The sequence below is a fragment of the Aeromicrobium sp. A1-2 genome, from assembly GCF_003443875.1.
In the GTDB taxonomy this organism is placed as follows: Bacteria; Actinomycetota; Actinomycetes; order Propionibacteriales; family Nocardioidaceae; genus Aeromicrobium.
In genome coordinates this window covers 1,738,408-1,761,007 of record NZ_CP027482.1, presented here as the reverse complement: position 1 = coordinate 1,761,007, position 22,600 = coordinate 1,738,408, and the positions used below count along the sequence as shown (strand labels likewise).

Below are 22,600 nucleotides of genomic sequence, written 5' to 3'. Positions count from 1 at the left end.
TGCTCGAACAAGTCGCCACGACTTGTCTCTATTTCTAAAACACATTACGATGGACCTTAGAGGGATGAAATCTCTTATGTCAAGTCTTTTATCTTTTAGAAATGGGGAGCTTGTGAGCGACTTCGCCGAGAACGTGTCCGGCATCGGCGCACTCGCCGAGCCGGTTCGCCGCGACCTCTATCTGTACGTGTGCGGGCAGCCTGATCCGGTCGGCCGGGATGAAGCGGCTGAGGCGGTCGGCATTCCGCTGCACAAGGCGAAGTTCCACCTCGATCGACTCGAGGCTGAGGGCATGCTCGTCACCGAGTTCGCCCGCCTGAGCGGCAAGACAGGACCCGGCGCAGGTCGACCATCGAAGCTCTACCGGCGCGCCGACCGGGAGATAGCAGTGTCCCTGCCCGGCCGGGAGTACGAACTGGCCGGTCGGCTCATGGCCGAAGCTATCGCCGAGTCCTCCGCGACCGGTGTCCCGGCGATCGAGGCGCTCAACCGGGCGGCGGCCGAACGCGGCCGGACGATCGGAGCTGCCCTGCTCGAAGAGTCCGGTGCCCCGCGGTCCAAGGCCGCGGCACTCGAGTTGGCCGGTTCGGCGCTGGCCGCCCACGGGTACGAGCCGCACACAGTTGCCAAGCGCATCGAGTTGGCCAACTGCCCGTTTCACGCCCTCGCCCACACCCATACCGACATGGTCTGCGGCATGAACCTAGCCCTGATCGACGCACTGGTTGAGACCGTTGATGCCGATCGGCTCACCTGCCACCTCGAACCCCGCGAGGGTCGCTGCTGCGTCGTCCTGGAGAACCGTTAGATCCCGAGTGCAGGCCGCCTGCGCGCTGCAAGTCCGTTGTCGCGAGTTCTGATCGTTGGCGACAGCCGGATCTGGGGTCGTCCGAATCACCCCGTCGGAGCTTTCCGCAGACAGGGGCTCGTCGCACCTCGGCCGAGATCGTTATGGCTTTCGAGGGCCTCGCAGGGCCAGGTCCCGGGGCGCCGCAGCCGTAACAGGCGACAAGATCCTTCTAAGCACATCCGGACCTCTCGCACGAGGGCGCTCATTGGCCCGCTTCATCGGTTAGAACATCCCATTCTCGTTGGCGGATGTCTCAGGAATCACCTGCAGTACGTCCCAGTGCTCAACGACCTTGCCGTCGGTGTCGAGTCGGAAGATGTCGATTCCCGCATAGTCTTCCGAGCCGGGCCAAGTCTGGTGGCAATGCAGGATGACGTGGTCACCCTCAGCGAAAGCTCGAACGAAATCCACATGCTTGCCCGGGTATCCCTCGGCCATACGCTCGAAGTAGGTCACGAAGGCGTCTTTGCCGTCCGCGACATGCGAGTTGTGCTGCCGGTACTCAGCACCTGCGTACCGCTCGATGGCCTCGCGGGGGCGGCACTGGTTGAACATCAGGTCGTAGAACGCTTTCACGTTCTCCTTGTTTCGCTCTAGGTTTGTCGTCATGTCCCCACACTCCCAGTAGTCGGTTTCTGCCCAAAGGCTGATCTGGTTCGCGCATTCCGACTCGGAGGCCGCGTTCATTCCGTCAGTGGGGCTCCCGCCCGATCATGCCGCGCGGAGGGCGGGTCTGGGGCGTGGGATACCACCGCAAGAAGGACGGCGCGACTAGGCAAGCCTGCCTGTGTTCACCTGGTGCCCTGCCACGGAGTCAGCAGAGCACGCGTCATCTCGCCGCCGTGTGAAGCAGTTGCGCAGAAGGGTGCACCGCGCGCGTCGCTGATCCTAGGTGCCCCTGCCATCGTCGAGCCAGAGGCCATCATGGGAGTCAAGCTCGAAGCCGACTGGGTAGTTGGAGTCGCGAGGCGGATCCCGCATGAGTGCTGCGTCCTCCGGCTCAGCCTTTCGTCGACTCCTGCTCCGACGCTGCGGCGTCGGTGTGCTCGATCTCCCGGCGCTCGAGGAAGAAGGCGCCCAGGCTGCCCGCGAGGGTGGCGAACACGACTACCGAGAACACGGCGAGTACCACCTCGAAGGTTCGGGAGAAGCCGTCGGGTCGACCCAGCGGCTCACCGGTGATGGTCGCCATCGCGGCGGCGTGCAGGGCGTCCGCGTACTGGGTGTAGTTGGAGAACTGGAAAAGCAGCTGGCTGCTTCCCATCACGGTGATCGCCCAGACGACGCCCAACCACCCGATCCGGCCTCCCAGCACCTGGTGTGCCGATCGGGAGGACCGGACGGTGGAGGAGAGGACGCGCCCGGTCCGCAGGAACCTGGCCGCTCGCACCACCCTCAACACGCGTAGGAACGGCAGGACCAGGAAGAGCAGCTGCCACCAGTTGCGGCGTAGGAAGCGGCGTGTGTCCGGGGCCACCACCAATCGTGCCGCGAATTCGACCACGAAGACCAGCCACAGCCCCCACCCAAGCACCGTGAGCGCATCCGCCACCGAGGTCCCCTCGCGGGCGACGTTCTCGCCGAGGACGACGAGCAGGAAGAGGACGCCCAGCGCAGCCATAACAGGGCTGAGCCGGTCCAGCACCTCATCGGCCCAGCGCTCGCGCTCGGTCGGAGTCCGTCGCAGCAAGGTGACCATGAGGCCGAGTATCCCAAAAGGGCCCGTACGCCGAGACCCCGAGTGGGCTGTCGTCAACACGATCCTGGAGCTGCGACGCCCCGCACCCCGGTCATGGGTCGCCACGTGCTCATCGGCCAACCGCCCGCATCGCGTCATCCGACGCGGCCGCGATGGCAACCGCGGCTCGAATTCGTGCGCGACCTAGTTCGCTGAGCGGGTGACGGCACGCCCCGGAGGCGCGTCACTTCGCCGCGAAGGGACGGCTCGGCGGGGCAAGCCCGCGTGGGTCTACCTGCTGGCTGCGGGGATCCTCCCGCGCCGAGTGGCTTAGGCGGCGCGGGAGTAGGGCCTGCGACGCCTTCGGCTGAGGGGCTGGGCGTGCCGGTTGGTGAAGGCGAACCCATCGCGGGAGTTGCCGGAGACGTTGAGGAGCTCGCGGTGGATCAGATGATGGCATCTGACGCACAGGCCGATGAGGAGGTCGACGTCGGTGGTGCCGCCGCGAGACCACCAAATCGTGTGGTGGACCTCGAGGTGGGTGTGGCGACAACCGGGCGCGGCACAGACGCCACGCTGACGGGCGATCACGGCCCGGCGTTGCTTGAGCGTGGGGGCGTAGCGGGTGCGGCCAACGTTGAGGACACTGTCTTGGGAGAAGTCGACGCCGCTGCGGGTCAGGAACGGGGTCACGTCGGCGCCGCAGGCGATCAGGGCAAGGGCCTTGCGGCTGATCGCGCCGTAGCCGGCAAGCTCAGCGGGCTTCGACGTCGGGTCGGCCGCGGGCTCGGGATCAGCGTCAGGTGCGGTCTCGTCGGTCCTGGGCTGTCTCATGGCAGCTTCGAACTTGTCGGCGTCGACGAACACCGAGACATGGGGACGAAATCCCTGGTCTGACGGGAGTCCGTTGTTGAGGACTGAGTCCAGGAGGTCCTCAAACCCTTGGCAGCGGCGCTCGGACCCGGGGCGGTCGTCATCCTTGTTGCGTGGCGCGGACACGGAGTCGAGAACCTTCTTGAACTTCGCGCCAGCGGTCACGTCGAGGAACCCCGTCACATGCCAGCCGCCGACGACAGGGTTGACCTGGATGTCCTGTTTGTCCTGGCCTTTGACCCAGGCATCCTCGAGGTCGTCGGGGAAGTAGGCCTCGCGCAGCCCCCGGATCACGGTGCGCAGCTTCGATGGTGGGTTGAGGCAGGCGACGTCCAGCAGCCAGTCCTGGGAGGAGGCCATGATCTCGGGACCGATGTGCTTGAGCCCATAGCTGAACAAAGCGACGTGGTCGGTGCGGATCTGTCCGGCCGCCGCAGCGGCCGCGACCGCAGGCAACGCGGCGAAGGTCCCCGACGCGGAGACCAGGGTCGCGGCGTCCGGGGCGTCTAGACGCAGCTCGTTGCGCACCCACGCGTTGAGGGTCGAGGACCCGTCGAGCTCGTAGTCCTTGGACGACTCCACTGCCGCCAGGCACTCGGCCTTCGCCGCGTCCAGGGAGTCCTGTGCCGCCTGGATCGCCCGCACCTGCTCGCGCGGATCACCCGCCTGCAGCGCCCGCGCGGCAGTACGCATCGCGTCGATGGTGAGCAGCGGGTTCATACGTCAAGAATACTCGAACAAATGTTCGATCACCAGTGGAAAACCCTGTGAATTAGGGAGATTGTGACGATCGAGCAAGATCGTGTCGAATGCGTGCCAGCGGCCGGACCCCGCCGCAAGTACGCTGGGCGTACCACTCTGGGAGGCGCAGTGCTCAAGACGACGACGCACGTCCGTCCGCTGACGACGCCCGACCTCGCCGAGCTGTACGTGCTGCTGGATCGCGATCGGCTGGTCAACCTGTTCGTCCGCAATCGGGTTGACGCCACCAGGCTGCAGGCCCGCTGGCTCGGGGGACAGATATGGGGCTACTTCGAGGACGGCACTCTGGTCTCGGCCTGCCACGCCGGCGCCAACGTCGTGCCGGTCCAGGCGACGCCCGCCGCGATCGAAGCATTTGCCGACCGGGCCATCAGGGACAACGTCAGGCCGTCGTCGATCGTGGGTCCACGCGAGGCCGTCCTGCCGCTGTGGAAGCGGCTCGAGCCGCACTGGGGCCCGGCCCGGTCGCCGCGCCTGGACCAGCCGTTCATGTCGATCGAGCAGGACAGTCCACTGCGGGCGGACCCGCGGGTGCGGCGCGTGGTGCTGGACGAGTTCGACACGGTTTATCCGGCCTGCGTCGCGATGTTCACTGAGGAGGTCGGGGTCGATCCCGAGGCCGGCAACCGCAGCGGCTATCGGGCCCGGGTCGCCCAGCTGATCTCGCAGGGTTGGTCGTTCGCGATCATCGAGGACGGCGAAGTGCTGTTCAAGGCCGAGGTCGGCGCCGCGACCCCCTATGCATGCCAGCTCCAGGGCGTCTACGTCCGACCTGACCTTCGCGGCCGAGGCCTGGCGGCACCGGCGCTCGCCGCAGTCGTCCGCGAGGTGCGCGCCACGGTCGCGCCGATCGTGACTCTGTATGTCAATGATCACAATCTCGCGGCACGTCGGGCGTACGAACGGGTCGGCTTCGAGCACATCGCGACGTTCGCGTCGATCCTGCTCTGATCCCCGCATCTCGGCCCCTAGGATGGCCGCGTGCTTCGACGACTCCTGCCGGCGATCGTGGCGGGAATCGTGCTCGGATCCGCTGCGCCCGCCTCGGCCCTGATCCCGCCAGACACACGCTGTCGCACCGGCACGGTGGCCCTGACCTTCGATGACGGTCCGAGCAAGGAGCAGACCCCCAGGCTGCTCAAGATCCTACGGGCGAATGACGCCCAGGCGACGTTCTTCGTGCAGGGCCGCTTCGCCAAGAAGTACCCCGAGATCCTGCGCCAGATGGTCCGGGACGGGCATGCGGTCGAGAACCATTCCTGGAACCACCCTGAGCTGACCACGCGTTCGGACCGCAGTGTCGAGCGACAGCTTGAGTCGACGCAGACAGCGATTGAGAAGGCGATCGGGCGGAAGCCCGGCCTGTTCCGTCCGCCGTACGGCGACACCGACGCCGGGGTCCGAGCGATCGGCAAGCGACTCGAGCTCCGCCAGCAGCTCTGGACCATCGACACCCGCGACTGGTCGGGACTCAGCAAGTCCAAGATCCGTGCGGCGGCACTGCGGGGGCTGCGACCGCACCGGTCCAACGTGATCCTGATGCACGACAACGTCGGCAACTCGCCGGCGACGCTCAAGGCGGTCCCGTCGATCATCAAGCGCCTCCGCAGGCAGGGCTACTGTCTGGCGCCGCTGGAGTCGATGATGCCGCTCGGCACGGTGAGCGCCCCGAGCAGGACCGTCGAGGCGGGCGACAAGCCGTCCCGACTCGTCAAGATCACCTTTGAGATGGACGGCCCGGCTCAACGCAACGGCTCCTTCCGGGTCCGCGCGGTGTCCGGGTCGGCCCAGGAGGGCATCGACTTCCGGGCAGTAGACCGGCGGGTCGCGGTCCATCGGGGGCAGACGACCGCCGAGATCCGGCTGCGGATCTACGGCGACCCGAAGCCGAACCAGGCCAAGACCCTGAGCCTCCGGCTGGACCAGCCCCGCGGCCTCCGCATCGGGACGAGGAGCGTCGCCGTGACGATCGCGGACGACGCGCAGTGGGAAGCAGCCGTGCGGGCGCTCATCGAGCCGGTCGTCAGACCCGCCGCTACGCTCACCCCATGAGTCGCGAGATCAACGTGTTGGCCGCCATCTTCACGGTGTCGGGAGTGCTGCACTTCGTGAGCCCTCGCACGTACGAGGCGATCGTGCCCAAGCCGTTGCCGTACAAGCGCGAGCTCGTACTTGCCTCCGGGGCCGTCGAGGTGGCCTGCGCGGGCCTGATGCTGCACCCGCGCACGCGCCGTGTCGGCGGGCTCGCGTCGGCAGCTCTCCTGACAGCGGTCTTCCCGGCCAACGTCCAGATGTCGATCGACAGCGCACGCGATGGGCGCAAACCGTGGTGGTTCACGGTCGGCACGATCCTCCGGCTCCCGCTGCAGGTGCCGATGATCCGCACTGCCATGAGGGCAGCGCGCGGCTAACGGTCGCTCCGCGCCACGGGCGCCGACACCACCCCGATAGGCTCGGGCTCATGCGTATGTCCCGGCTCTTCCTGCGTACCCTCCGCGACGATCCGGCAGACGCGGAGGTGCCGAGCCACAAGTTGCTGGTCCGGGCCGGCTACGTGCGTCGTGTCGCCCCGGGTATCTACTCGTGGCTGCCGCTCGGACTGAAGGTCCTGGCGAAGGTCGAGAAGGTCATCCGCGAGGAGATGGAGTCGATCGGCTCGCAGGAGGTGCGGTTCCCCGCACTCCTGCCGCGCGAGCCCTACGAGGCGTCCGGTCGGTGGACCGAGTACGGCCCCAACGTGTTCCGGGTCAAGGACCGCAAGGGCAACGACATGATGCTCGGCCCGACGCACGAGGAGTTCTTCACGCTGCTGGTCAAGGACCTGTACTCGTCCTACAAGGACCTCCCGCTGAGCCTCTACCAGATCCAGACGAAGTACCGCGACGAGGCGCGACCCCGTGCGGGCATCCTGCGCGGGCGCGAGTTCATCATGAAGGACTCCTACTCCTTCGACATCGACGATGCAGGACTCGAGGCCTCCTACCAGGCGCACCGTGAGGCGTACGTCAGGATCTTCGACCGGCTCGGCTTCGAGTACGTCATCGTGCGTGCGCAGTCCGGCGCGATGGGTGGATCGGCCAGCGAGGAATTCCTCGCGGTGTCCGAGACCGGGGAGGACACGTTCGTGCGCTCGGCCGGTGGCTATGCCGCCAACGTCGAGGCCGTGACGACCGTCGTACCCGACGCGATCCCCTACGGCGAGGCGCCGGCGTCTCACGCCGAGCAGACCCCTGACACGCCGACGATCGACTCTCTTGTCGCGCACCTCGACGAGGCGTTCCCGCGAGCCGATCGTCCCTGGCATGCCGCCGACACGCTCAAGAACGTCCTGGTCATGCTGCGGAATCCCGACGGCACCCGCGAGCCGCTCGCAATCGGGCTTCCGGGCGACCGCGAGGTCGACGCCAAGCGGCTCGAGGCGGTCGTGTCGCCGGCCGAGGTCGAACCATTCGACGACAAGGAGTTCGCCGCTCACCCCGGCCTCGTCAAGGGCTACATCGGACCCGGCGCGCTGGGCACCGAGGGCGAGACCGGCATCCGCTACCTGCTCGACCCCCGCGTGGTCGACGGCAGCCGATGGGTCACAGGCGCCAACGAGCAGGGCTCGCACGTCCTCGACCTGGTCGCCGGGCGTGACTTCACCGCCGACGGCACGATCGAGGCCGCGGAGGTCCGCGCGGGCGATCCCGCACCGGACGGATCGGGTCCGCTCGAGCTGGCCCGTGGCATCGAGATGGGACACATCTTCCAGCTCGGTCGCAAGTATGCCGATGCGCTGGACCTCAAGGTCCTCGACCAGAACGGCAAGCTCGTGACTGTCACGATGGGCTCGTACGGCGTCGGGGTGTCCCGCGCGGTCGCCGCTGTCGCGGAGTACGCCCACGACGATCTCGGTCTCGTGTGGCCCAAGGAGCTCTCGCCGTTCGACGTCCACCTGATCGTCGCCGGCAAGGACGAGACCGTCGTCGCCGGTGCCGAGCAGGTCTACGACGAGCTGATCGGTGCGGGTCTCGAGGTCCTGTACGACGACCGTCTCGGCAAGGTCTCGCCCGGCGTCAAGTTCAAGGACGCCGAGCTCATCGGCGTGCCGACGATCGTGGTCGTGGGCAAGGGATTCGTGGACGGCGTCGTCGAGGTCAAGGACCGGGCGTCGGGGGAGCGCCAGGACGTCCCCCTTGCTGATCTGCTCGCCACGCTCCGCGACTGACCCGAGCGCCTAGCGGAGGCCGGGAAATGCGGTGGGTTCTGCGCCCCAGGTGAGCTCGGCCAGAGCGGCACGCCGCAGCTCGGTCACGGCGTGCGTCCGCTCGTCACCATCGGTCACGCCGGCCAGCAGCAGGCAGGTCGCGGCGATGTTGCGCTCGACCCGCTGGGCCGCCGCGCGCGCCTGCTTGATGGTGCGCAGCTCGCCCTCGTCATAGGCCAGCGCCGTTGGCGCCGGTTCGACGCCCGCGGCATTCAGGCGGGAGAGCAGCTGATCGCGTCGGGTGCGGTGCGCGGCGTACGAACTTCGGGCCTGCGCGGCGAGGTCGTCGAAGCGTGCGCCGATCAGGGGGTAGAGCCAGATGCCCTCGTGCTCGAGCCTGAGCCAGGACTGCATCGCCTCGGTCGGGGTCATGCCAGCTCACCCACGGCCCGCGCGCACTGGTCGAGCCCGGCTGACATGGAGGCCAGGACTCGGGCGAGATCGGGGGAGGAGGCCCGGCCAGCGTCGGCGGCTCGCGCCGTGGCCGCGGTGGCGTACGCAGCGGCGAGCGCACTGGCGGCCTTGGCCTGGTCCGAGGGCGGGATCGGGACCTCGGGGATTCGTCCCGCGACGCCGACGGCCTTCGCGTGTTCCGTGCTGATCTGGACGAACCGGGCGAGTCGCAGCCCCGTGTGTGTGGCCGCCGTGGCCTCGACGATTGCCAGCAGCGCGTTCTGGTCCGCGGCCGCAGAGACGATGAGCCGGTCGTCGCCCGGGTCCGGCTCTGGTTTCGGCTCGAGGCCCACGAGGCGGGCGAGGTCGTCGAGCTGATGCGCGTACGCCGCGATGCCGAGGCCAGCAGCGGCCGCTGCGGTTGCAGCCCCGGTGCCAAGGAGTGCGCGTCGGCTGATCACCACGGCAGGCTAGCCGACGTGTGGCGTTCACCGGAGCGCCGATGGTTCGGTAGGCTGTGCTCGACACTGATGCCGGTGCCGACAACAGAACACGGAGGACGAGCCATGGACGAACGGTTGGCAACCCTCGTGGACCAAACTGTGTCGGCGCTCGAGCTGGATCTCGAGGCCATCGACCTGACCCCCGCGGGCAACAAGCGGGTGCTCTGCATCGCGGTCGACCGCGACGGCGGAGTCGGGATCGATCACATCATCGATGCCACTCGGGCGCTCTCGGAGGCGCTGGACGCCTCCGACGTCATGGGTCCACAGCCCTACACGCTCGAGGTCACCTCGCGCGGTGTCGACCGACCCCTGACCGAGCCGCGGCACTGGCGTCGCAACGCCGGTCGGCTCGTGCGCCTGCGCCTCGGCGACGACTCGTCGATCGATGGTCGCATCGGCGACAGCGACGACGCCGGGGTCGAGATCCAGGGCCGCACCGCGAACCAGCGGTTCACGTACGACCAGATTGCCAACGCGCTCGTACAGATCGAGCTCAACCGGAAGGACGCCTGATGGACATCGACATGGCCGCACTGCGCGCCCTGGAGCACGAGAAGGACATCTCTCTCGATGTGGTCGTCGAGGCCATCGAGACGGCGCTGCTGTCCGCGTACCACAAGAACGGCGGCGACCACTCACACGCACGGGTCGAGCTCGACCGCAAGAGCGGGCACGTCACGGTGTGGGCCAAGGAGCGTCTCGAGGTGCCGACACCCGAGGCCGCCGAGGTGGACGAGTCGGCAGAGGCCCCCGCCGAGCCCGCGCCGAGACCGGTGCCGCAGTTCACGGCGGAGTTCGACGACACCCCCGATGACTTCGGCCGGTTCGCCGCGACGATCGCGCGCCAGCTCATCATGCAGCGCATCCGCGACGCCGAGGACGAGTCCAAGTACGGCGAGTTCGCCGGCAAGGTCGGCGACATCGTCTCGGGAGTCATCCAGCAGGGCCGCAACCCCGGCGACGTCATGCTCGACCTTGGGCGCATCGAGGCGGTCCTGATCGCCTCGGAACGCGTGCCCGAGGAGAAGTACGCCCACGGTGAGCGTCTCAAGGCGTACGTCTACGAGGTCGAGAAGGGTATGCGTGGCCCGCGGGTCAAGATCTCCCGAACGCACCCCAACCTGGTCAAGCTGCTGTTCGCCCTCGAGGCGCCCGAGATCGCCGACGGCTCCGTCGAGATCATCGCGATCGCCCGTGAGGCGGGCCACCGCAGCAAGATCGCGGTTCGTGCCAATGTGCCCGGCGTCAATGCGAAGGGATCGTGCATCGGGCCCATGGGTCAGCGCGTCCGCAACGTCATGCACGAGCTGCATGGCGAGAAGATCGACATCGTCGACTACAGCGACGACCCGGCCGAGTTCATCGCGCACGCGCTGTCACCGTCCCAGGTCAAGAGCGTGACGCTGGTCGACCCCGCAACACGCTCGGCGCGCGTCGTCGTACCCGACTTCCAGCTCTCGCTGGCGATCGGCAAGGAGGGCCAGAATGCCCGGCTCGCAGCCAAGCTCACCGGTTGGCGCATCGACATCCGCTCCGACACCGAGGCCCCCCGCGGCGACGGCAGCTGAACCGATGGCGCAGTCGCTTCGCGAAACGGGTAGACTGGCCGAGGTCGTCCGGACGTGCATCGGTTGCAGGCATCGTGCGGACAAGACCACTCTGGTGCGTATCGTTGCAGTTCAGGGGCCCACGACAGTTGTCGTGACACCTGATCAGTGCGGGACGCTGCCGGGACGAGGGGCGCACCTGCACCCCACGACCCGGTGCCTGGAGCTTGCCGTCCGCCGCAAGGCGTTCGGTAGGGCCCTTCGAACCGAAGGGCCGCTTGACCTCGACGCCCTGGTGGCGCTGATCGAGCGCCCGGGTCCATCAGCTTGACCACAAGGAACGCACGGTGCGTTCCCCGACACGAATCGGAGCACTCGCTCATGGAAACCCGATGAGTACTTCGCAATGAGCACGTCCGTCAACTAGTGGTCTGATCCTCCTTCAGGGTCGGACCCCCCAGAAGGAGAAGAGTGGCTGTAAGAGTCCACGAACTCGCACGCGAGTTCGGCGTTGAGAGCAAGGTCGTCCTGTCCACCCTGAAAGACATGGGTGAGTACGTGAAGTCGGCCTCCTCGACCGTAGAAGCCCCCGTCGTCCGTCGCCTCAACGAGGTGCACGGTGAAGCCCTGCGCGCGCAGGGCGCCAAGAAGGCCGCCAAGGCTGCGCCCAAGAAGGACGCACCCGCCGAGGCAGCCGTTCCCGCTCCGGCATCGGCATCGGCTGCTCCGGCAGCCGAAGCCGCCCCCGCTGCGCCCGCCGAGGCTGCTCCGGCAGCCGAAGCTGCCCCCGCCGCACCGGCGGCACCGGCGCGCCCGACCGGTCCCATGCCTGGTCCGCGTGTCCCCAAGGCCGCACCCGTGCCTGAGCCTGCTCCCGTCGCGGAGGCCCCGGCCCCCGCACCTGCGGCGGCACCCGAGGTCGAGGCTCCGGCCGCGGCAGCGGAGTCCACGGCTCCGCCGGCGGCCACTCCGGGCCCGCGTCCTGGTCCCAAGGCACCCGGTGCTCGTCCCGGCAACAACCCGTTCTCATCCACGCAGGGCATGCAGCGGGCCCCTCGCCCGCCGGCCGCTCGTGCTGACGGAGCTCCTCCTGCCGCTGGCGGCATGCCTCGTCCCAACCCGGCCATGATGCCGCGCCAGTCGGGCCTCTCCGGTCCTTCGGCGGGTCGTGGTGCGCCGGGTCGTCCTGGCGGCGGTGCTCCCGGTCGCGGTGGACCCGGCGGTGCGCCCGGTCGTGGCGCTCCCGGTGCCGGTGGCGGCGGTTTCGCCGGTCGTCCTGGCGGCGGTGCTCCCGGTCGCGGTGCGCCCGGTGGCGGCTTCAGCGGTCCTCCGCGCTCCGGTGGACCCGGCGGTCGCAACACTCGCGGAGGTACGCAGGGTGCGTTCGGTCGCGCCGGTGGACCGGTCCGACGTGGACGCAAGAGCAAGCGCGCGAAGCGTCAGGAATTCGACCAGATGCAGGCGCCCGCCATTGGCGGCGTGCGCGTCCGCAAGGGCAACGGCGAGTCGGTACGCCTGACCCGCGGTTCCTCGCTGAGTGACTTCGCCGAGAAGATCGGCGGAGACGCCGCATCGCTCGTCGAGGTGCTGTTCCACCTCGGTGAGATCGTCACGGCCACCCAGTCGGCCAACGACGAGACCCTCCTGCTGCTGGGCGAGGAGCTCAACTACAAGGTTGAGGTCATCTCCCCGGAGGACGAGGACCGCGAGCTGCTCGAGTCGTTCGACATCGAGTTCGGTGAAGACGAGGGCGATGAGGCCGATCTGGCCCCACGCCCGCCCGTCGTCACGGTCATGGGTCACGTCGACCACGGAAAGACCAAGCTCCTCGACGCTTTGCGCAGCAGCAATGTCGTGGACAAGGAGGCCGGTGGCATCACGCAGACCATCGGCGCCTACCAGGTCGCGACGGTCGTCGACGGCACGGACCGTCGCATCACCCTGATCGACACACCGGGCCACGAGGCGTTCACCGCCATGCGTGCCCGCGGTGCGCAGGCGACCGACATCGCGATCCTGGTGGTCGCGGCCGACGACGGCGTGATGCCGCAGACGGTCGAGGCGCTCAACCACGCCAAGGCCGCCGGTGTCCCGATCGTGGTCGCGGTCAACAAGGTCGACAAGCCTGACGCCGACCCGGTCAAGGCCCGCGGACAGCTGGCCGAGTACGGACTCGTGCCCGAGGAGTACGGCGGAGACACGATGTTCGTCGACGTGTCGGCCAAGGCTGGCACGGGTCTGGACGAGCTGCTCGAGGCGGTCGTCCTCACGGCGGATGCCTCGCTCGACCTGCGCGCCAACCCCGACCAGAACGCCGAGGGCCTCGTCATCGAGGCGCACCTCGACCGTGGTCGCGGTCCGGTTGCGACGGTCCTCGTCCACCGAGGCACTCTCAAGGTCGGCGACTCGATCGTCGCCGGTCCGGCCTTCGGCCGCGTCCGCGCCATGCTCGACGAGCACGGCGAGAACATCGAGGAAGCAACTCCGTCGCGTCCGGCACTCGTGCTGGGTCTGACCGCTGTTCCCGGTGCGGGCGACAACTTCATGGTCGTCTCCGACGACCGGCTGGCGCGCCAGATTGCCGAGAAGCGCGAGGCGCGCGAGCGCAACGCCCTCCTGGCACAGCGCACGGGTCGTCGTACGCTCGAGGACTTCATGTCCTCAATGGAGAAGGGCGAGGCCGACGAGTTGCTGCTCATCCTCAAGGGTGACGGTTCCGGTTCGGTCGAGGCGCTCGAGGATGCACTGGCTCAGATCGACGTCGGCGAGGAGGTCGCACTCCGGGTCATTGACCGCGGTGTCGGTGCGATCACCGAGACCAACGTCATGCTGGCCGCGGCGTCCAACGCCGTGATCATCGGCTTCAACGTCCGCCCGCAGGGCAAGGCGACGGAGCTGGCCGATCGCGAAGGTGTCGAGATCAAGTACTACTCGGTCATCTACAACGCGATCGAGGAGATCGAGGCATCGCTCAAGGGCCTGCTCAAGCCGGAGTTCGAAGAGGCGCAGCTCGGCACCGCCGAGATTCGCGACATCTTCCGCTCCAGCAAGATCGGCAACATCGCCGGTTGCATGGTCACCAGCGGTGTCATCAAGCGCAACGCGAAGGCACGTCTGCTTCGCGATGGCTCCGTGGTCGCGGACAACCTCGACTTCGGCAGCCTGCGCCGCGAGAAGGACGATGTGTCCGAGGTGCGTGAGGGCTTCGAGTGCGGTCTCGTGCTCAAGGGCTACAACGACATCAAGGTCGGCGACACGATCGAGACGTTCGAGATGCGCGAGAAGCCTCGCGCCTGATTGGCAGCACGTGGAACCATGTTCCGGCCCGAGCCTCCTGGGCTCGGGCCGGAACGTATTTCAGCAAGAAACGTACTTCAGCAAGAACAGAGGAGAAACATCATGGCCGGACCCCGCATCCACAAGGTCGGCGACCGGATCAAGGTCATCGTCGCGCAGATGCTCGAGCGCCGGGTCAAGGACCCGAGGCTCGGCTTCGTGACGATCACCGACGTACGCATGACCGGCGACGGTCAGCAGGCATCGGTCTTCTACACCGTCATGGGTGACGAGACCGCGCGGGCCGAGACGGCCGCCGCGCTGCGCAGCGCCACGGGACTGATCCGTTCGGAGGTCGGCAAGCAGCTCGGCACCCGGATCACGCCGTCGATCCAGTTCTTCCTCGACGCGGTTCCCGAGACCGCCAAGGAGATCGAGGACCTGCTCGCCAAGGTCAAGGCCTCTGACGAGGACGTCGCCTCGCGCTCGGCCGGGGCAACCTACGCCGGCGAGGCCGATCCGTACAAGAAGAAGCCGGAAGACGACGACGAGCTCGATGACTGAGCCGGAGACGGTTCCTGGGACGGGCAACGGCCGGGAGCGGGCACACAACGGGCTGGTCATCGTCGACAAGCCCGCTGGCTGGACCTCGCACGACGTCGTCGGGCGCATGCGGCGGTTGGCCGGCACCCGCAAGGTCGGCCACTCGGGCACGCTCGACCCCATGGCCACCGGGGTTCTGGTGCTCGGAGTCAACCGGGCGACCCGCCTGCTGGGTCACCTGACGCTGGCCGACAAGGAATACCTCGCCACAATTCGGCTCGGTCAGGCGACCGTGACCGACGACGCCGAGGGCGATGTCGTGTCGTCCGCACCCGCGGCTCACCTCGACGAAGCGGCCGTGCGGGCCGTGCTCCCGGCGTACACCGGAGACATTCAGCAGGTGCCCTCGTCGGTCTCTGCGATCAAGGTCGACGGCGTGCGGTCGTACGCGCGGGTGCGATCGGGCGACGAGGTTGTCCTGGCTGCTCGACCCGTCACGGTGTCGGTCTTCGACCTGCAGGCCTTGCGGGTCGAGGGCGAGTTCGTGGACATCGACGTCCGGGTCGTGTGCACGAGCGGCACCTACGTTCGTGCCCTGGCCCGTGACGTCGGCGCCGACCTCGGCGTGGGCGGTCACCTGACGATGCTGCGGCGGACTCGTGTCGGCGCCTTCTCGCTCGACGATGCCCACACGCTTGAACAGCTCGAGCAGGACCTCGTGGTTGCGGGTCTGGACGACGTGGCCCGGGCGAGTTTCACGTCGTACGAGCTCGACGAGGACCAGACCCGTGACGTGCGCTTCGGCCGGTCGCTGCCCGACACCGACCTGTGTGCCGTAGGTGTCGTGGCACTTTTCACTGCGACCGGAGAGTTTCTGGCCCTCTACGAGCAGCGCGGTCCCGACGCCAAGCCCGTCGCGGTCTTCGTCTGACTCCCTTCCCCGCTGAGCCTGACGTGTCTGCGGCGAATCGCCGTCAGTACCGAGCAAAAACGTCAGGCTCAGCGGGAGGGTGGGGACTCGCTAAGGTGACAGCACCATGAGCCTTCGCCTGTCGACCCGACGAATCCTTCGAAAAAGTCTGCTCGCGATGATCGCGGCGCAGGCCGCCGTGATCGCGTCGTTGATGACCGCGACCAAGATCCGCAAGCTCGTCCGTGGGCGCCACGTCGAGCAGCTCGCACCCGCCCAGCCGGTGTCGCACGCGATCGGTGACGGCAGCACCGCGACGACGTACACGTACGGCGAGGTGCTGTTCGAGGACATGCTCGAGGCGATCGCAGGAGCCAAGCGACGCATCCTGCTGGAGACGTACATCATCAAGGGCGATGCGATGGGCCAGCGGTTCAAGACCGCCCTCGTCGAGGCCGCGCAGCGCGGCGTCGAGGTGCACGTGATCTTCGACCGGTTCGCGAACCTCGTCGTCCGCCCGAGCTTCCTGGCGTTCCCGAGCCCCGTGCAGGTGCTGCCGTACCCGTTCTTCACGAAGGGGTGGCGGTTCCTCAGCCCGCGCCAGCTGGGCCGCGACCACCGCAAGATCCTGGTGATCGACGACTCCGCGGCCTTCGTAGGTGGCTACAACATCGGCTCGGCGTACGCGACGGAGTGGCGGGACACGCACCTCAAGATCGAGGGCCCGGCGGTCTGGGACCTGGACAACGCGTTCATCGACTTCTGGAACATGCATCCCAAACGGCGAGGCGACCGGCTCGAGCAGCTTGGCCGCGCCGGTTGGTACCCGCAGATCCGGGCCCACCGCAACGTCCCGCGGCAGCTCATGTACCCGATCCGAGGGATGTATCTCGAGGCGATCGATCGCGCGCAGACCAGCATCGACATCACGGCGGCCTACTTCATCCCCGACCACGACATCCTGCGCGGGCTGCTCGACGCGCGGCGGCGAGGCGTGCGAGTGCGCATCCTGGTGCCGAAGGTGTCCAATCACGTCGTGACCGACTGGCTGTCCGGGGGGTTCTACGGCCGGCTGCTGCGTGGCGGGGTCGAGATTCACCGCTACACCGGGCACATGGTGCATGCCAAGACCGCAACGATCGACGACGAGTGGACCACGATCGGCACAGCCAACATTGACCGGCTGAGTCTGATGGGAAACTACGAGATCAATCTGGAGATCCTCGATCCGGGCCTGGCCGCCGGCATGCGGGCAGTGTTCGACAACGACTGCGAGAAGTCCGAGCGGCTCAACCTCGACGAGTGGATGCGTCGCCCCGTGACCGCCCGGGTGTACGAGTGGATCCTCAAGCCATTGGGACCGCTGCTGTGACCTCAACGGCGTGTGGCACAGTTTTCCCGTGATGATCTGGCGTGACTTCCGAGGCGCAGCCACGGCTCCCCGCACCGAACCGTCGGCCGTCACGGTGGGCAACTTCGACGGCGTCCACCGCGGTCACCAGCATGTGCTCGCGCGCACCCGTCAGCTCGCCGGCGACCTGCCGGTCATCGCGGTGACCTTCGTGCCACATCCGTTGGCCGTCGTCGCACCCGATCACGCCCCGACGCGGCTCACGACGATAGAGCGACGCGTCGAGCTGCTGCGGGCCGCCGGCGCCGACGAGGTGCGGATCCTGGACTTCACCCACGAGATGGCTGCGTGGAGCCCGCAGGAGTTCGTCGACCGGGTCCTGGTCGAGCAGCTGCGTGCCTCGCTCGTTGCGGTGGGTGACAACTTCCGGTTCGGACGCCGCGCCCAGGGCGACACCTCGTTCCTGCGTGAGGCGGGGGAGCGGGCCGGGTTCACGGTCGACGGGCTGGCCCTCGACGGTGGAGCGGAGCCCTATTCCTCGACCCTCGTCCGCGCACTGGTCGCCGACGGGCGGCTGCGGGAAGCCGCCGCCGTGCTCGGCCGGCCCCACGAGGTCTCGGGCATCGTCGTCAAGGGAGACCAGCGCGGTCGCGAGCTTGGCTTCCCGACCGCCAACGTGCCGGTCGACGAGGCCTATGCCGTGCCACCGGACGGCGTGTACGCCGGCTGGGTCGTCCGCAGCGACGGCGAGCGGCTGCCGGCGGCGATCTCGATCGGCACCAACCCCACGTTCGAGGGTGTGCAGCGCCGCGTCGAGTCGTACGTCCTGGACCGCACCGACCTCGAGCTCTACGGCGAGGCGATTTGGGTCGAGCTCGTCGACCGGTTGCGGGACATGGTGGCGTACGAGGGCATCGACCCGCTGGTGGCACAGATGCACCACGACGTCGCGCAGACGCGCAGCGTTCTCGACCTCTAGAGCGTCGCGGCGACCGTCCGGGCGACGGCGCGCATCCCGGCCAGCCGGGGATGGAACGCGATGCCATCGCGGTCCGCAGGCGCGGCCCCGTTGGTCCAGGCCTCGGCGCCGGCGCACGCGTCATGACCGCGAGAAGCGGCCCGAAGCGACACGAAGTCGACTCCCGCGTCGCGTGCGGCGAGCTGGAGCGCGCCGTCGAGCGCTTCCTCCGCCCTGACCAGCGCGGAGGCATCCGCCGCGGAGATGCCGATCGACCGGCAGGTACCGGACTCCGGCATGATCCGCAGGTAGCCCACGAGGACGACGGTGGCGTCCGGGGCGGCCGCGGTGATGTCCTGCAAGGCGTCCACGACGGCGGGGACGGTCTGGTCGAGGATCGACGGAACCGTGTCGCGGGCGTACGACCCGCAGGTGCTGTCGTCGCGCGTGCAGGCCGCAATCAGCGAGGCGAACAGCCCGCTGTCGTTGCCGCCGATCCCGAGGGTGACCAGATCGGTGTCGCGTGAAACCGCGGCAATCTGGGGTGGGGCGCCGGTCAGCCCGGACGCCGGCTGGCCGATGTCGTGGGTCTCCGCGCCGGCGCAGCTGACATCCGCGAACCGCGTCGCGCCGAGCGTGGTGGCCAGCAGGGTCGGCCAGTTGTGGTCCGAACGCAGGCAGAAGCCCGAGTCGTCCCGCAGGTTCGCGAGCCCCGGCCCGCTGGTGAAGGAGTCACCCAGCGCCACGTACGAACCGACCGAAGGAACAGCAGCAGCGGTCGCGGTGGGGGACGGTGTGGCGGTTGCAGACGCACTGGCCGGTCGGGAGGCTGCCCCACCGGCGCACCCCGACAGCACCAGGACTGCGGCGAGCGCGCTCACGACGGCGCGGCTCGGTGTTCGCGCTGAGGGCATGACGCCAGCCTAGGTCGACGGCGGTGAGACGATCAGCGCGACGTCAGCCGATCGGCCAGGTGCGCAGCCGCCGCCCGCATGCCCGCCGAGCGCGGGTGCAGGTAGATCCCATCGGTAGCGGTGCTGGTCAGCCCGTTGACCCACGCCGCATCTCCCGCGCAGGCGTCGTGCCCCGCGGACAGGGCGCGCAGCGAGATGTACGTCATGCCGGCATCACGGGCGGCATCTCGCTGCATCCTGTCGACGTCACGAGTCACTGATGCAGCCTCCGCGATCTGCTCCGCACCCATCGTCATCGACTCGCATGCTCCCGAGTCGGGCACGATCCGCAGGTAGCCGACCAGGACGACCTTGGCCCGCGGTGCCGCCTCCTGGATCGCCTGCAGTGCTCGGGTCACCTTCGTCTTGGTGGTGGCGAGGATCGACTCGGACTGGGTCTCCGCGAAGTAGGTGCACCCACTGTCGGTCCTGTACGCCGGAAAGACACAGCTGTTGAACAACCCCTCGTAGAAGTTTCCGTCGTTGCCGCCAATCCCCACGGTGACCAGGGTGGTGTCCGCGGAGAGTGCGTCGAGCTGTGCGGGGAGCAGTCCGGAGGCAGTCTGCGCCGGGCCGATGAGGTGATCGGTCGTCGCGCCACCACAGCTCACGTCGGTGAACTCAGCGACCCGCAGTTCCTTGGCGAGCAGGCTCGGGTAGTCACGGTCGGAGCGCAGACACGCTCCACCGTCAGGGTCGTGCGGAAGGATGCCGGGTCCGCTGACGAACGAGTCGCCCATCGCGACGTACGACCTGACACTGCCGACAGTGAGTCCGTCCTCGCTGGAGGCCTGGCAGCCGGTGAGCGAGAGGACGACCAGGAGGGACGCCACGCCAAGTCGGGGTGCCATGACCCGAGGATAGACATCCCGAGCGGGCTGCAAGGGCGATTCGCCCCGTCACGACCGGCGCTGATAGTCTGAAGAGTGCCGTGTGATCGGCCACGGATCGATAGTGCCCCGGTGGACAAGCCCGGGCGCGCCGTGCAACAAACCCTCAGAGGAGAAAAGTGTCGAAGAAGACTGCTGCGCCCACAGTTGCGGGCCAGTCCAAGGACGAGATCATCAAGCAGTATGCACTCAGCGAAGGCGACACCGGATCTCCTGAGGTCCAGATCGCCCTGCTGACCGGTCGCATCTCGCACCTGACCGGACACCTGCAGGACCACAAGCACGACCACCACAGCCGTCGCGGACTGCTGCTCCTGGTCGGACAGCGTCGTCGTCTGCTCAACTACCTGCAGAACACCGACATCGAGCGCTACCGCTCGCTCATCGAGCGTCTCGGCCTGCGCCGCTAGAACGCCTGAGGCGGTCACTTCCCGTGAAGTGGCCGCCTCTCCCACAACTGCACACCGCACCACCCATGACGAGAGTCCCCAGGCCGACGTGCTCGGTCCTCGGTAGTGGCCCTCGGGAGAATCCAGGCAAGACGGACTCCCCGCAGGCCTCGATCGAAGACCGGCAAGGTTTCACCGCCTGATCGGACTCTCGTCCCAACAGGCAGGCACACGCCTGCGGAAGGGACTTCCATGTCGGAATCCACACTTCACACCGCCGAAACAGTCATCGACAACGGCAGCTTCGGCACCCGCACGATCCGCTTCGAGACGGGCGTCCTCGCCCAGCAGGCCGCAGGTTCGGTCTCTGCGTTCCTCGACGACGACACGATGCTGCTGTCGGCCACCACGGCTGGCAAGCACCCCAAGGACCACTTCGACTTCTTCCCGCTGACGATCGACGTCGAGGAGCGCATGTACGCCGCGGGTCGCATCCCGGGCTCGTTCTTCCGTCGTGAAGGTCGCCCCAGCGAAGACGCGATCCTCACCTGCCGTCTGATCGACCGCCCGCTGCGCCCGACCTTCAAGAAGGGTCTGCGCAACGAGGTCCAGGTCGTCATCACGGTCTTGGCGCTCAACCCTGACACCCCGTACGACGTCCTGGCGATCAACGCGGCCTCCGCGTCGACGCAGATCTCGGGTCTGCCGTTCACTGGTCCGATCGGCGCCACTCGCGTCGCCCTGATCGATGGTCAGTGGGTCGGCTTCCCGACGCACAGCCAGCTCGAGAACGCCGTCTTCGACATGGTCGTCGCCGGCCGCATCGCCGGTGACGACGTCGCCATCATGATGGTCGAGGCCGAGTCGACCGAGTCGACCTGGGACCTCGTCCAGAGCGGTGTCCAGGCGCCGACCGAAGAGGTCGTCGCCGGTGGCCTCGAGGCTGCCAAGGTCTTCATCAAGCAGCTGTGCGAGGCCCAGATGGAGCTCGCGAGCGCTTCGGCCAAGCCGGTCCGCGACTTCCCGATCTTCCTCGACTTCGAGGACGACGTCTACACCGCTGTCGAGTCCGCTGCCAAGGCCGACCTGGCGCAGTCGCTGACGATCGTCAGCAAGGCCGACCGCGAAGAGCGTGAGTCCGAGATCAAGGCTGACGTCGTCGACAAGCTCGGCGCGCAGTTCGAGGGACGCGAGAAGGAGATCGGCGCGGCAGTCCGCGCGGTCACCAAGGCCGTCGTCCGCGATCGCGTCCTGCGCGACCACGTCCGCATCGATGGCCGCGGTCTCGCGGACATCCGTGCGCTCAGCGCCGAGGTCGGCATCGTCCCGCGTGTGCACGGCTCGGCCCTGTTCCAGCGTGGCGAGACCCAGATCATGGGCATCACGACGCTCAACATGCTGGGCCTGGAGCAGAAGCTCGACACGCTCTCCCCGGAGACGTCGCGCCGCTACATGCACAACTACAACTTCCCGCCCTACTCGACCGGTGAGACCGGCCGGGTCGGTTCGCCCAAGCGCCGCGAGATCGGTCACGGCGCCCTCGCGGGCCGCGCGCTGCTCCCGGTCCTGCCGACGCGCGAGGAGTTCCCGTACGCGATCCGTCAGGTGTCTGAGGCGCTGAGCTCCAACGGCTCGACGTCGATGGGCTCGGTCTGCGCCTCGACGCTGGGCCTGCTCAACGCCGGTGTGCCGCTGCGCGCGCCGGTCGCCGGCATCGCGATGGGTCTGATCTCCGGTGAGGTCGACGGCAAGCAGACGTTCGTCACGCTGACCGACATCCTGGGAGCCGAGGACGCCTTCGGCGACATGGACTTCAAGGTCGCCGGCACCCGCGAGTTCGTCACGGCGCTTCAGCTGGACACCAAGCTCGACGGCATTCCGGCCGACATCCTGGCCGGCGCGCTGACGCAGGCCTATGGTGCTCGTGTCGCGATCCTCGACGTCATGGCCGAGGCCATCGACGAGCCCGACGAGATGAGCCCCTACGCCCCGCGGATCATCACGATCAAGATCCCCGTGGACAAGATCGGTGAGGTCATCGGCCCGAAGGGCAAGATCATCAACCAGATCCAGGACGAGACCGGCGCCAACATCTCCCTCGAGGACGATGGCACGGTCTACGTCGGCGCCGAGAGTGGTGAGGCTGCCGAGGCTGCTCGGGATGCGATCAACGCGATCGCCAACCCGACGATGCCCGAGGTCGGCGAGCGCTACCTCGGTACGGTCGTCAAGGTTGTCGACTTCGGCGCGTTCGTGTCGCTGTCACCGGGTCGCGACGGGTTGCTGCACATCAGCAAGCTCCGTGACCTCAACGGTGGCCAGCGGGTCAACAACGTCGAGGACGTCGTCTCGGTCGGTCAGAAGATTCAGGTCGAGATCGCCGAGCTCGGCGATCGCGGCAAGCTCTCGCTGATCCCGGTCGTCGAGGACAAGGGCGAGCCTGCTCCCGCCGAGGAGCCTGCCAACGCCTGACCA

At 67.9% G+C, this 22,600-nt stretch carries 22 protein-coding genes; 15 read left to right on the top strand and 7 right to left on the bottom strand.

From position 1 onward, the window contains the following. Nucleotides 1-112: 112 nt before the first annotated feature. A complete protein-coding gene (locus C6I20_RS08560; RefSeq protein WP_254052086.1) occupies nt 113-808 on the top strand; it encodes a metalloregulator ArsR/SmtB family transcription factor in 696 nt (231 codons plus the stop codon). A gap of 264 nt (nt 809-1,072) precedes the next feature. On the opposite strand, the gene C6I20_RS08555 is transcribed toward C6I20_RS08560, so the two are convergent. The 3 genes from C6I20_RS08555 to C6I20_RS08545 form a co-directional block, all read right to left on the bottom strand. Then, a complete protein-coding gene (locus C6I20_RS08555; protein ID WP_216822840.1) occupies nt 1,073-1,537 on the bottom strand; it encodes a nuclear transport factor 2 family protein in 465 nt (154 codons plus the stop codon). Nucleotides 1,538-1,850: 313 nt separating this feature from the next. Then, nucleotides 1,851-2,549, bottom strand: a complete 699-nt coding sequence (locus tag C6I20_RS08550; protein ID WP_216822839.1) for an ion transporter — start codon at nt 2,547-2,549, stop codon at nt 1,851-1,853. Nucleotides 2,550-2,858: 309 nt separating this feature from the next. Then, nucleotides 2,859-4,121 carry an HNH endonuclease gene (locus C6I20_RS08545; protein WP_118395577.1) on the bottom strand — a complete coding sequence of 421 codons (1,263 nt, stop codon included), beginning with the start codon at nt 4,119-4,121 and terminating at the stop codon, nt 2,859-2,861. Nucleotides 4,122-4,271: 150 nt separating this feature from the next. Here C6I20_RS08545 and C6I20_RS08540 point away from each other — a divergent pair, with 150 nt between their 5' ends. From C6I20_RS08540 to C6I20_RS08525, 4 genes are read left to right on the top strand one after another with little or no spacing between them, the layout of a single operon-like run. Next, nucleotides 4,272-5,114 (top strand): GNAT family N-acetyltransferase, encoded by an 843-nt coding sequence (locus C6I20_RS08540; protein ID WP_118398744.1) that lies wholly within the window; start codon nt 4,272-4,274, stop codon nt 5,112-5,114. A gap of 30 nt (nt 5,115-5,144) precedes the next feature. After that, complete coding sequence (locus tag C6I20_RS08535; RefSeq protein ID WP_118395576.1) at nt 5,145-6,215, top strand: polysaccharide deacetylase family protein; 1,071 nt, start codon at nt 5,145-5,147, stop codon at nt 6,213-6,215. Further along, nucleotides 6,212-6,574: a MauE/DoxX family redox-associated membrane protein gene (locus tag C6I20_RS08530; RefSeq protein ID WP_118395575.1), complete on the top strand. Its 363-nt coding sequence runs from the start codon at nt 6,212-6,214 to the stop codon at nt 6,572-6,574. The genes C6I20_RS08535 and C6I20_RS08530 overlap by 4 nt, the downstream gene beginning before the upstream one ends. Before the next feature lie 56 nt (nt 6,575-6,630). Further along, a complete protein-coding gene (locus tag C6I20_RS08525) occupies nt 6,631-8,370 on the top strand; it encodes a proline--tRNA ligase (protein WP_174232971.1) in 1,740 nt (579 codons plus the stop codon). A 9-nt stretch (nt 8,371-8,379) separates the two neighbouring features. Here C6I20_RS08525 and C6I20_RS08520 read toward each other — a convergent pair whose 3' ends face one another. Both C6I20_RS08520 and C6I20_RS08515 read right to left on the bottom strand, forming a co-directional pair. After that, nucleotides 8,380-8,781, bottom strand: coding sequence for a DUF4439 domain-containing protein (locus C6I20_RS08520; protein WP_118395573.1), 402 nt, complete (start codon nt 8,779-8,781; stop codon nt 8,380-8,382). Further along, nucleotides 8,778-9,263, bottom strand: coding sequence for a hypothetical protein (locus tag C6I20_RS08515; RefSeq protein ID WP_162891229.1), 486 nt, complete (start codon nt 9,261-9,263; stop codon nt 8,778-8,780). Before C6I20_RS08515 ends, C6I20_RS08520 begins: the two co-directional genes overlap by 4 nt. 105 nt (nt 9,264-9,368) lie before the next feature. On the opposite strand from C6I20_RS08515, the gene rimP reads away from it, so the two are divergent. The 8 genes from rimP to C6I20_RS08475 all read left to right on the top strand — a co-directional run bounded on the left by rimP (nt 9,369) and on the right by C6I20_RS08475 (nt 17,914). Then, a complete protein-coding gene (gene rimP, locus C6I20_RS08510) occupies nt 9,369-9,821 on the top strand; it encodes a ribosome maturation factor RimP (protein WP_216822838.1) in 453 nt (150 codons plus the stop codon). Next, entirely contained in the window at nt 9,821-10,876 is a 1,056-nt protein-coding gene (gene nusA, locus C6I20_RS08505) for a transcription termination factor NusA (RefSeq protein ID WP_118395570.1), read from the top strand. The genes rimP and nusA overlap by 1 nt, the downstream gene beginning before the upstream one ends. After that, entirely contained in the window at nt 10,794-11,186 is a 393-nt protein-coding gene (locus C6I20_RS08500; RefSeq protein ID WP_371682629.1) for a YlxR family protein, read from the top strand. Before nusA ends, C6I20_RS08500 begins: the two co-directional genes overlap by 83 nt. A 140-nt stretch (nt 11,187-11,326) precedes the next feature. Next, entirely contained in the window at nt 11,327-14,152 is a 2,826-nt protein-coding gene (gene infB / locus C6I20_RS08495; protein WP_118395568.1) for a translation initiation factor IF-2, read from the top strand. A 102-nt stretch (nt 14,153-14,254) separates the two neighbouring features. After that, nucleotides 14,255-14,695, top strand: coding sequence for a 30S ribosome-binding factor RbfA (gene rbfA, locus C6I20_RS08490; RefSeq protein WP_118395567.1), 441 nt, complete (start codon nt 14,255-14,257; stop codon nt 14,693-14,695). Continuing rightward, nucleotides 14,688-15,605 carry a tRNA pseudouridine(55) synthase TruB gene (gene truB, locus C6I20_RS08485; RefSeq protein WP_118395566.1) on the top strand — a complete coding sequence of 306 codons (918 nt, stop codon included), beginning with the start codon at nt 14,688-14,690 and terminating at the stop codon, nt 15,603-15,605. The genes rbfA and truB overlap by 8 nt, the downstream gene beginning before the upstream one ends. 106 nt (nt 15,606-15,711) lie before the next feature. Beyond that, the gene (locus C6I20_RS08480; RefSeq protein WP_118395565.1) at nt 15,712-16,956 is read left to right on the top strand and encodes a phosphatidylserine/phosphatidylglycerophosphate/cardiolipin synthase family protein; all 1,245 of its coding nucleotides are present in this window, start codon (nt 15,712-15,714) and stop codon (nt 16,954-16,956) included. 31 nt (nt 16,957-16,987) lie between these two features. Then, complete coding sequence (locus C6I20_RS08475; protein ID WP_118395564.1) at nt 16,988-17,914, top strand: bifunctional riboflavin kinase/FAD synthetase; 927 nt, start codon at nt 16,988-16,990, stop codon at nt 17,912-17,914. Here C6I20_RS08475 and C6I20_RS08470 read toward each other — a convergent pair. Further along, nucleotides 17,911-18,807, bottom strand: a complete 897-nt coding sequence (locus tag C6I20_RS08470; protein ID WP_162891228.1) for an SGNH/GDSL hydrolase family protein — start codon at nt 18,805-18,807, stop codon at nt 17,911-17,913. The two genes, C6I20_RS08475 and C6I20_RS08470, sit on opposite strands and share 4 nt — an antisense overlap. 32 nt (nt 18,808-18,839) lie before the next feature. Continuing rightward, nucleotides 18,840-19,697 carry an SGNH/GDSL hydrolase family protein gene (locus tag C6I20_RS08465; RefSeq protein WP_118395562.1) on the bottom strand — a complete coding sequence of 286 codons (858 nt, stop codon included), beginning with the start codon at nt 19,695-19,697 and terminating at the stop codon, nt 18,840-18,842. A gap of 158 nt (nt 19,698-19,855) precedes the next feature. On the opposite strand from C6I20_RS08465, the gene rpsO reads away from it, so the two are divergent. Then, nucleotides 19,856-20,146 carry a 30S ribosomal protein S15 gene (rpsO, locus tag C6I20_RS08460; RefSeq protein ID WP_118395561.1) on the top strand — a complete coding sequence of 97 codons (291 nt, stop codon included), beginning with the start codon at nt 19,856-19,858 and terminating at the stop codon, nt 20,144-20,146. A gap of 231 nt (nt 20,147-20,377) precedes the next feature. After that, nucleotides 20,378-22,597, top strand: coding sequence for a polyribonucleotide nucleotidyltransferase (locus C6I20_RS08455; protein WP_118395560.1), 2,220 nt, complete (start codon nt 20,378-20,380; stop codon nt 22,595-22,597). Nucleotides 22,598-22,600: the final 3 nt, after the last annotated feature.

Coding starts and splice junctions, on each gene's coding strand:
- nusA (WP_118395570.1), top strand. CDS start 9,821: ATGGACATCGACATGGCCGCACTGCGCGCCCTGGAGCACGAGAAGGAC.
- C6I20_RS08475 (WP_118395564.1), top strand. CDS start 16,988: ATGATCTGGCGTGACTTCCGAGGCGCAGCCACGGCTCCCCGCACCGAA.
- C6I20_RS08525 (WP_174232971.1), top strand. CDS start 6,631: ATGTCCCGGCTCTTCCTGCGTACCCTCCGCGACGATCCGGCAGACGCG.
- C6I20_RS08480 (WP_118395565.1), top strand. CDS start 15,712: ATGAGCCTTCGCCTGTCGACCCGACGAATCCTTCGAAAAAGTCTGCTC.
- C6I20_RS08520 (WP_118395573.1), bottom strand. CDS start 8,781: ATGACCCCGACCGAGGCGATGCAGTCCTGGCTCAGGCTCGAGCACGAG.
- C6I20_RS08555 (WP_216822840.1), bottom strand. CDS start 1,537: ATGAACGCGGCCTCCGAGTCGGAATGCGCGAACCAGATCAGCCTTTGG.
- rimP (WP_216822838.1), top strand. CDS start 9,369: ATGGACGAACGGTTGGCAACCCTCGTGGACCAAACTGTGTCGGCGCTC.
- truB (WP_118395566.1), top strand. CDS start 14,688: ATGACTGAGCCGGAGACGGTTCCTGGGACGGGCAACGGCCGGGAGCGG.
- C6I20_RS08530 (WP_118395575.1), top strand. CDS start 6,212: ATGAGTCGCGAGATCAACGTGTTGGCCGCCATCTTCACGGTGTCGGGA.
- C6I20_RS08455 (WP_118395560.1), top strand. CDS start 20,378: ATGTCGGAATCCACACTTCACACCGCCGAAACAGTCATCGACAACGGC.
- C6I20_RS08550 (WP_216822839.1), bottom strand. CDS start 2,549: ATGGTCACCTTGCTGCGACGGACTCCGACCGAGCGCGAGCGCTGGGCC.
- C6I20_RS08500 (WP_371682629.1), top strand. CDS start 10,794: ATGCCCGGCTCGCAGCCAAGCTCACCGGTTGGCGCATCGACATCCGCT.
- C6I20_RS08465 (WP_118395562.1), bottom strand. CDS start 19,697: ATGGCACCCCGACTTGGCGTGGCGTCCCTCCTGGTCGTCCTCTCGCTC.
- rbfA (WP_118395567.1), top strand. CDS start 14,255: ATGGCCGGACCCCGCATCCACAAGGTCGGCGACCGGATCAAGGTCATC.
- C6I20_RS08470 (WP_162891228.1), bottom strand. CDS start 18,807: ATGCCCTCAGCGCGAACACCGAGCCGCGCCGTCGTGAGCGCGCTCGCC.
- C6I20_RS08545 (WP_118395577.1), bottom strand. CDS start 4,121: ATGAACCCGCTGCTCACCATCGACGCGATGCGTACTGCCGCGCGGGCG.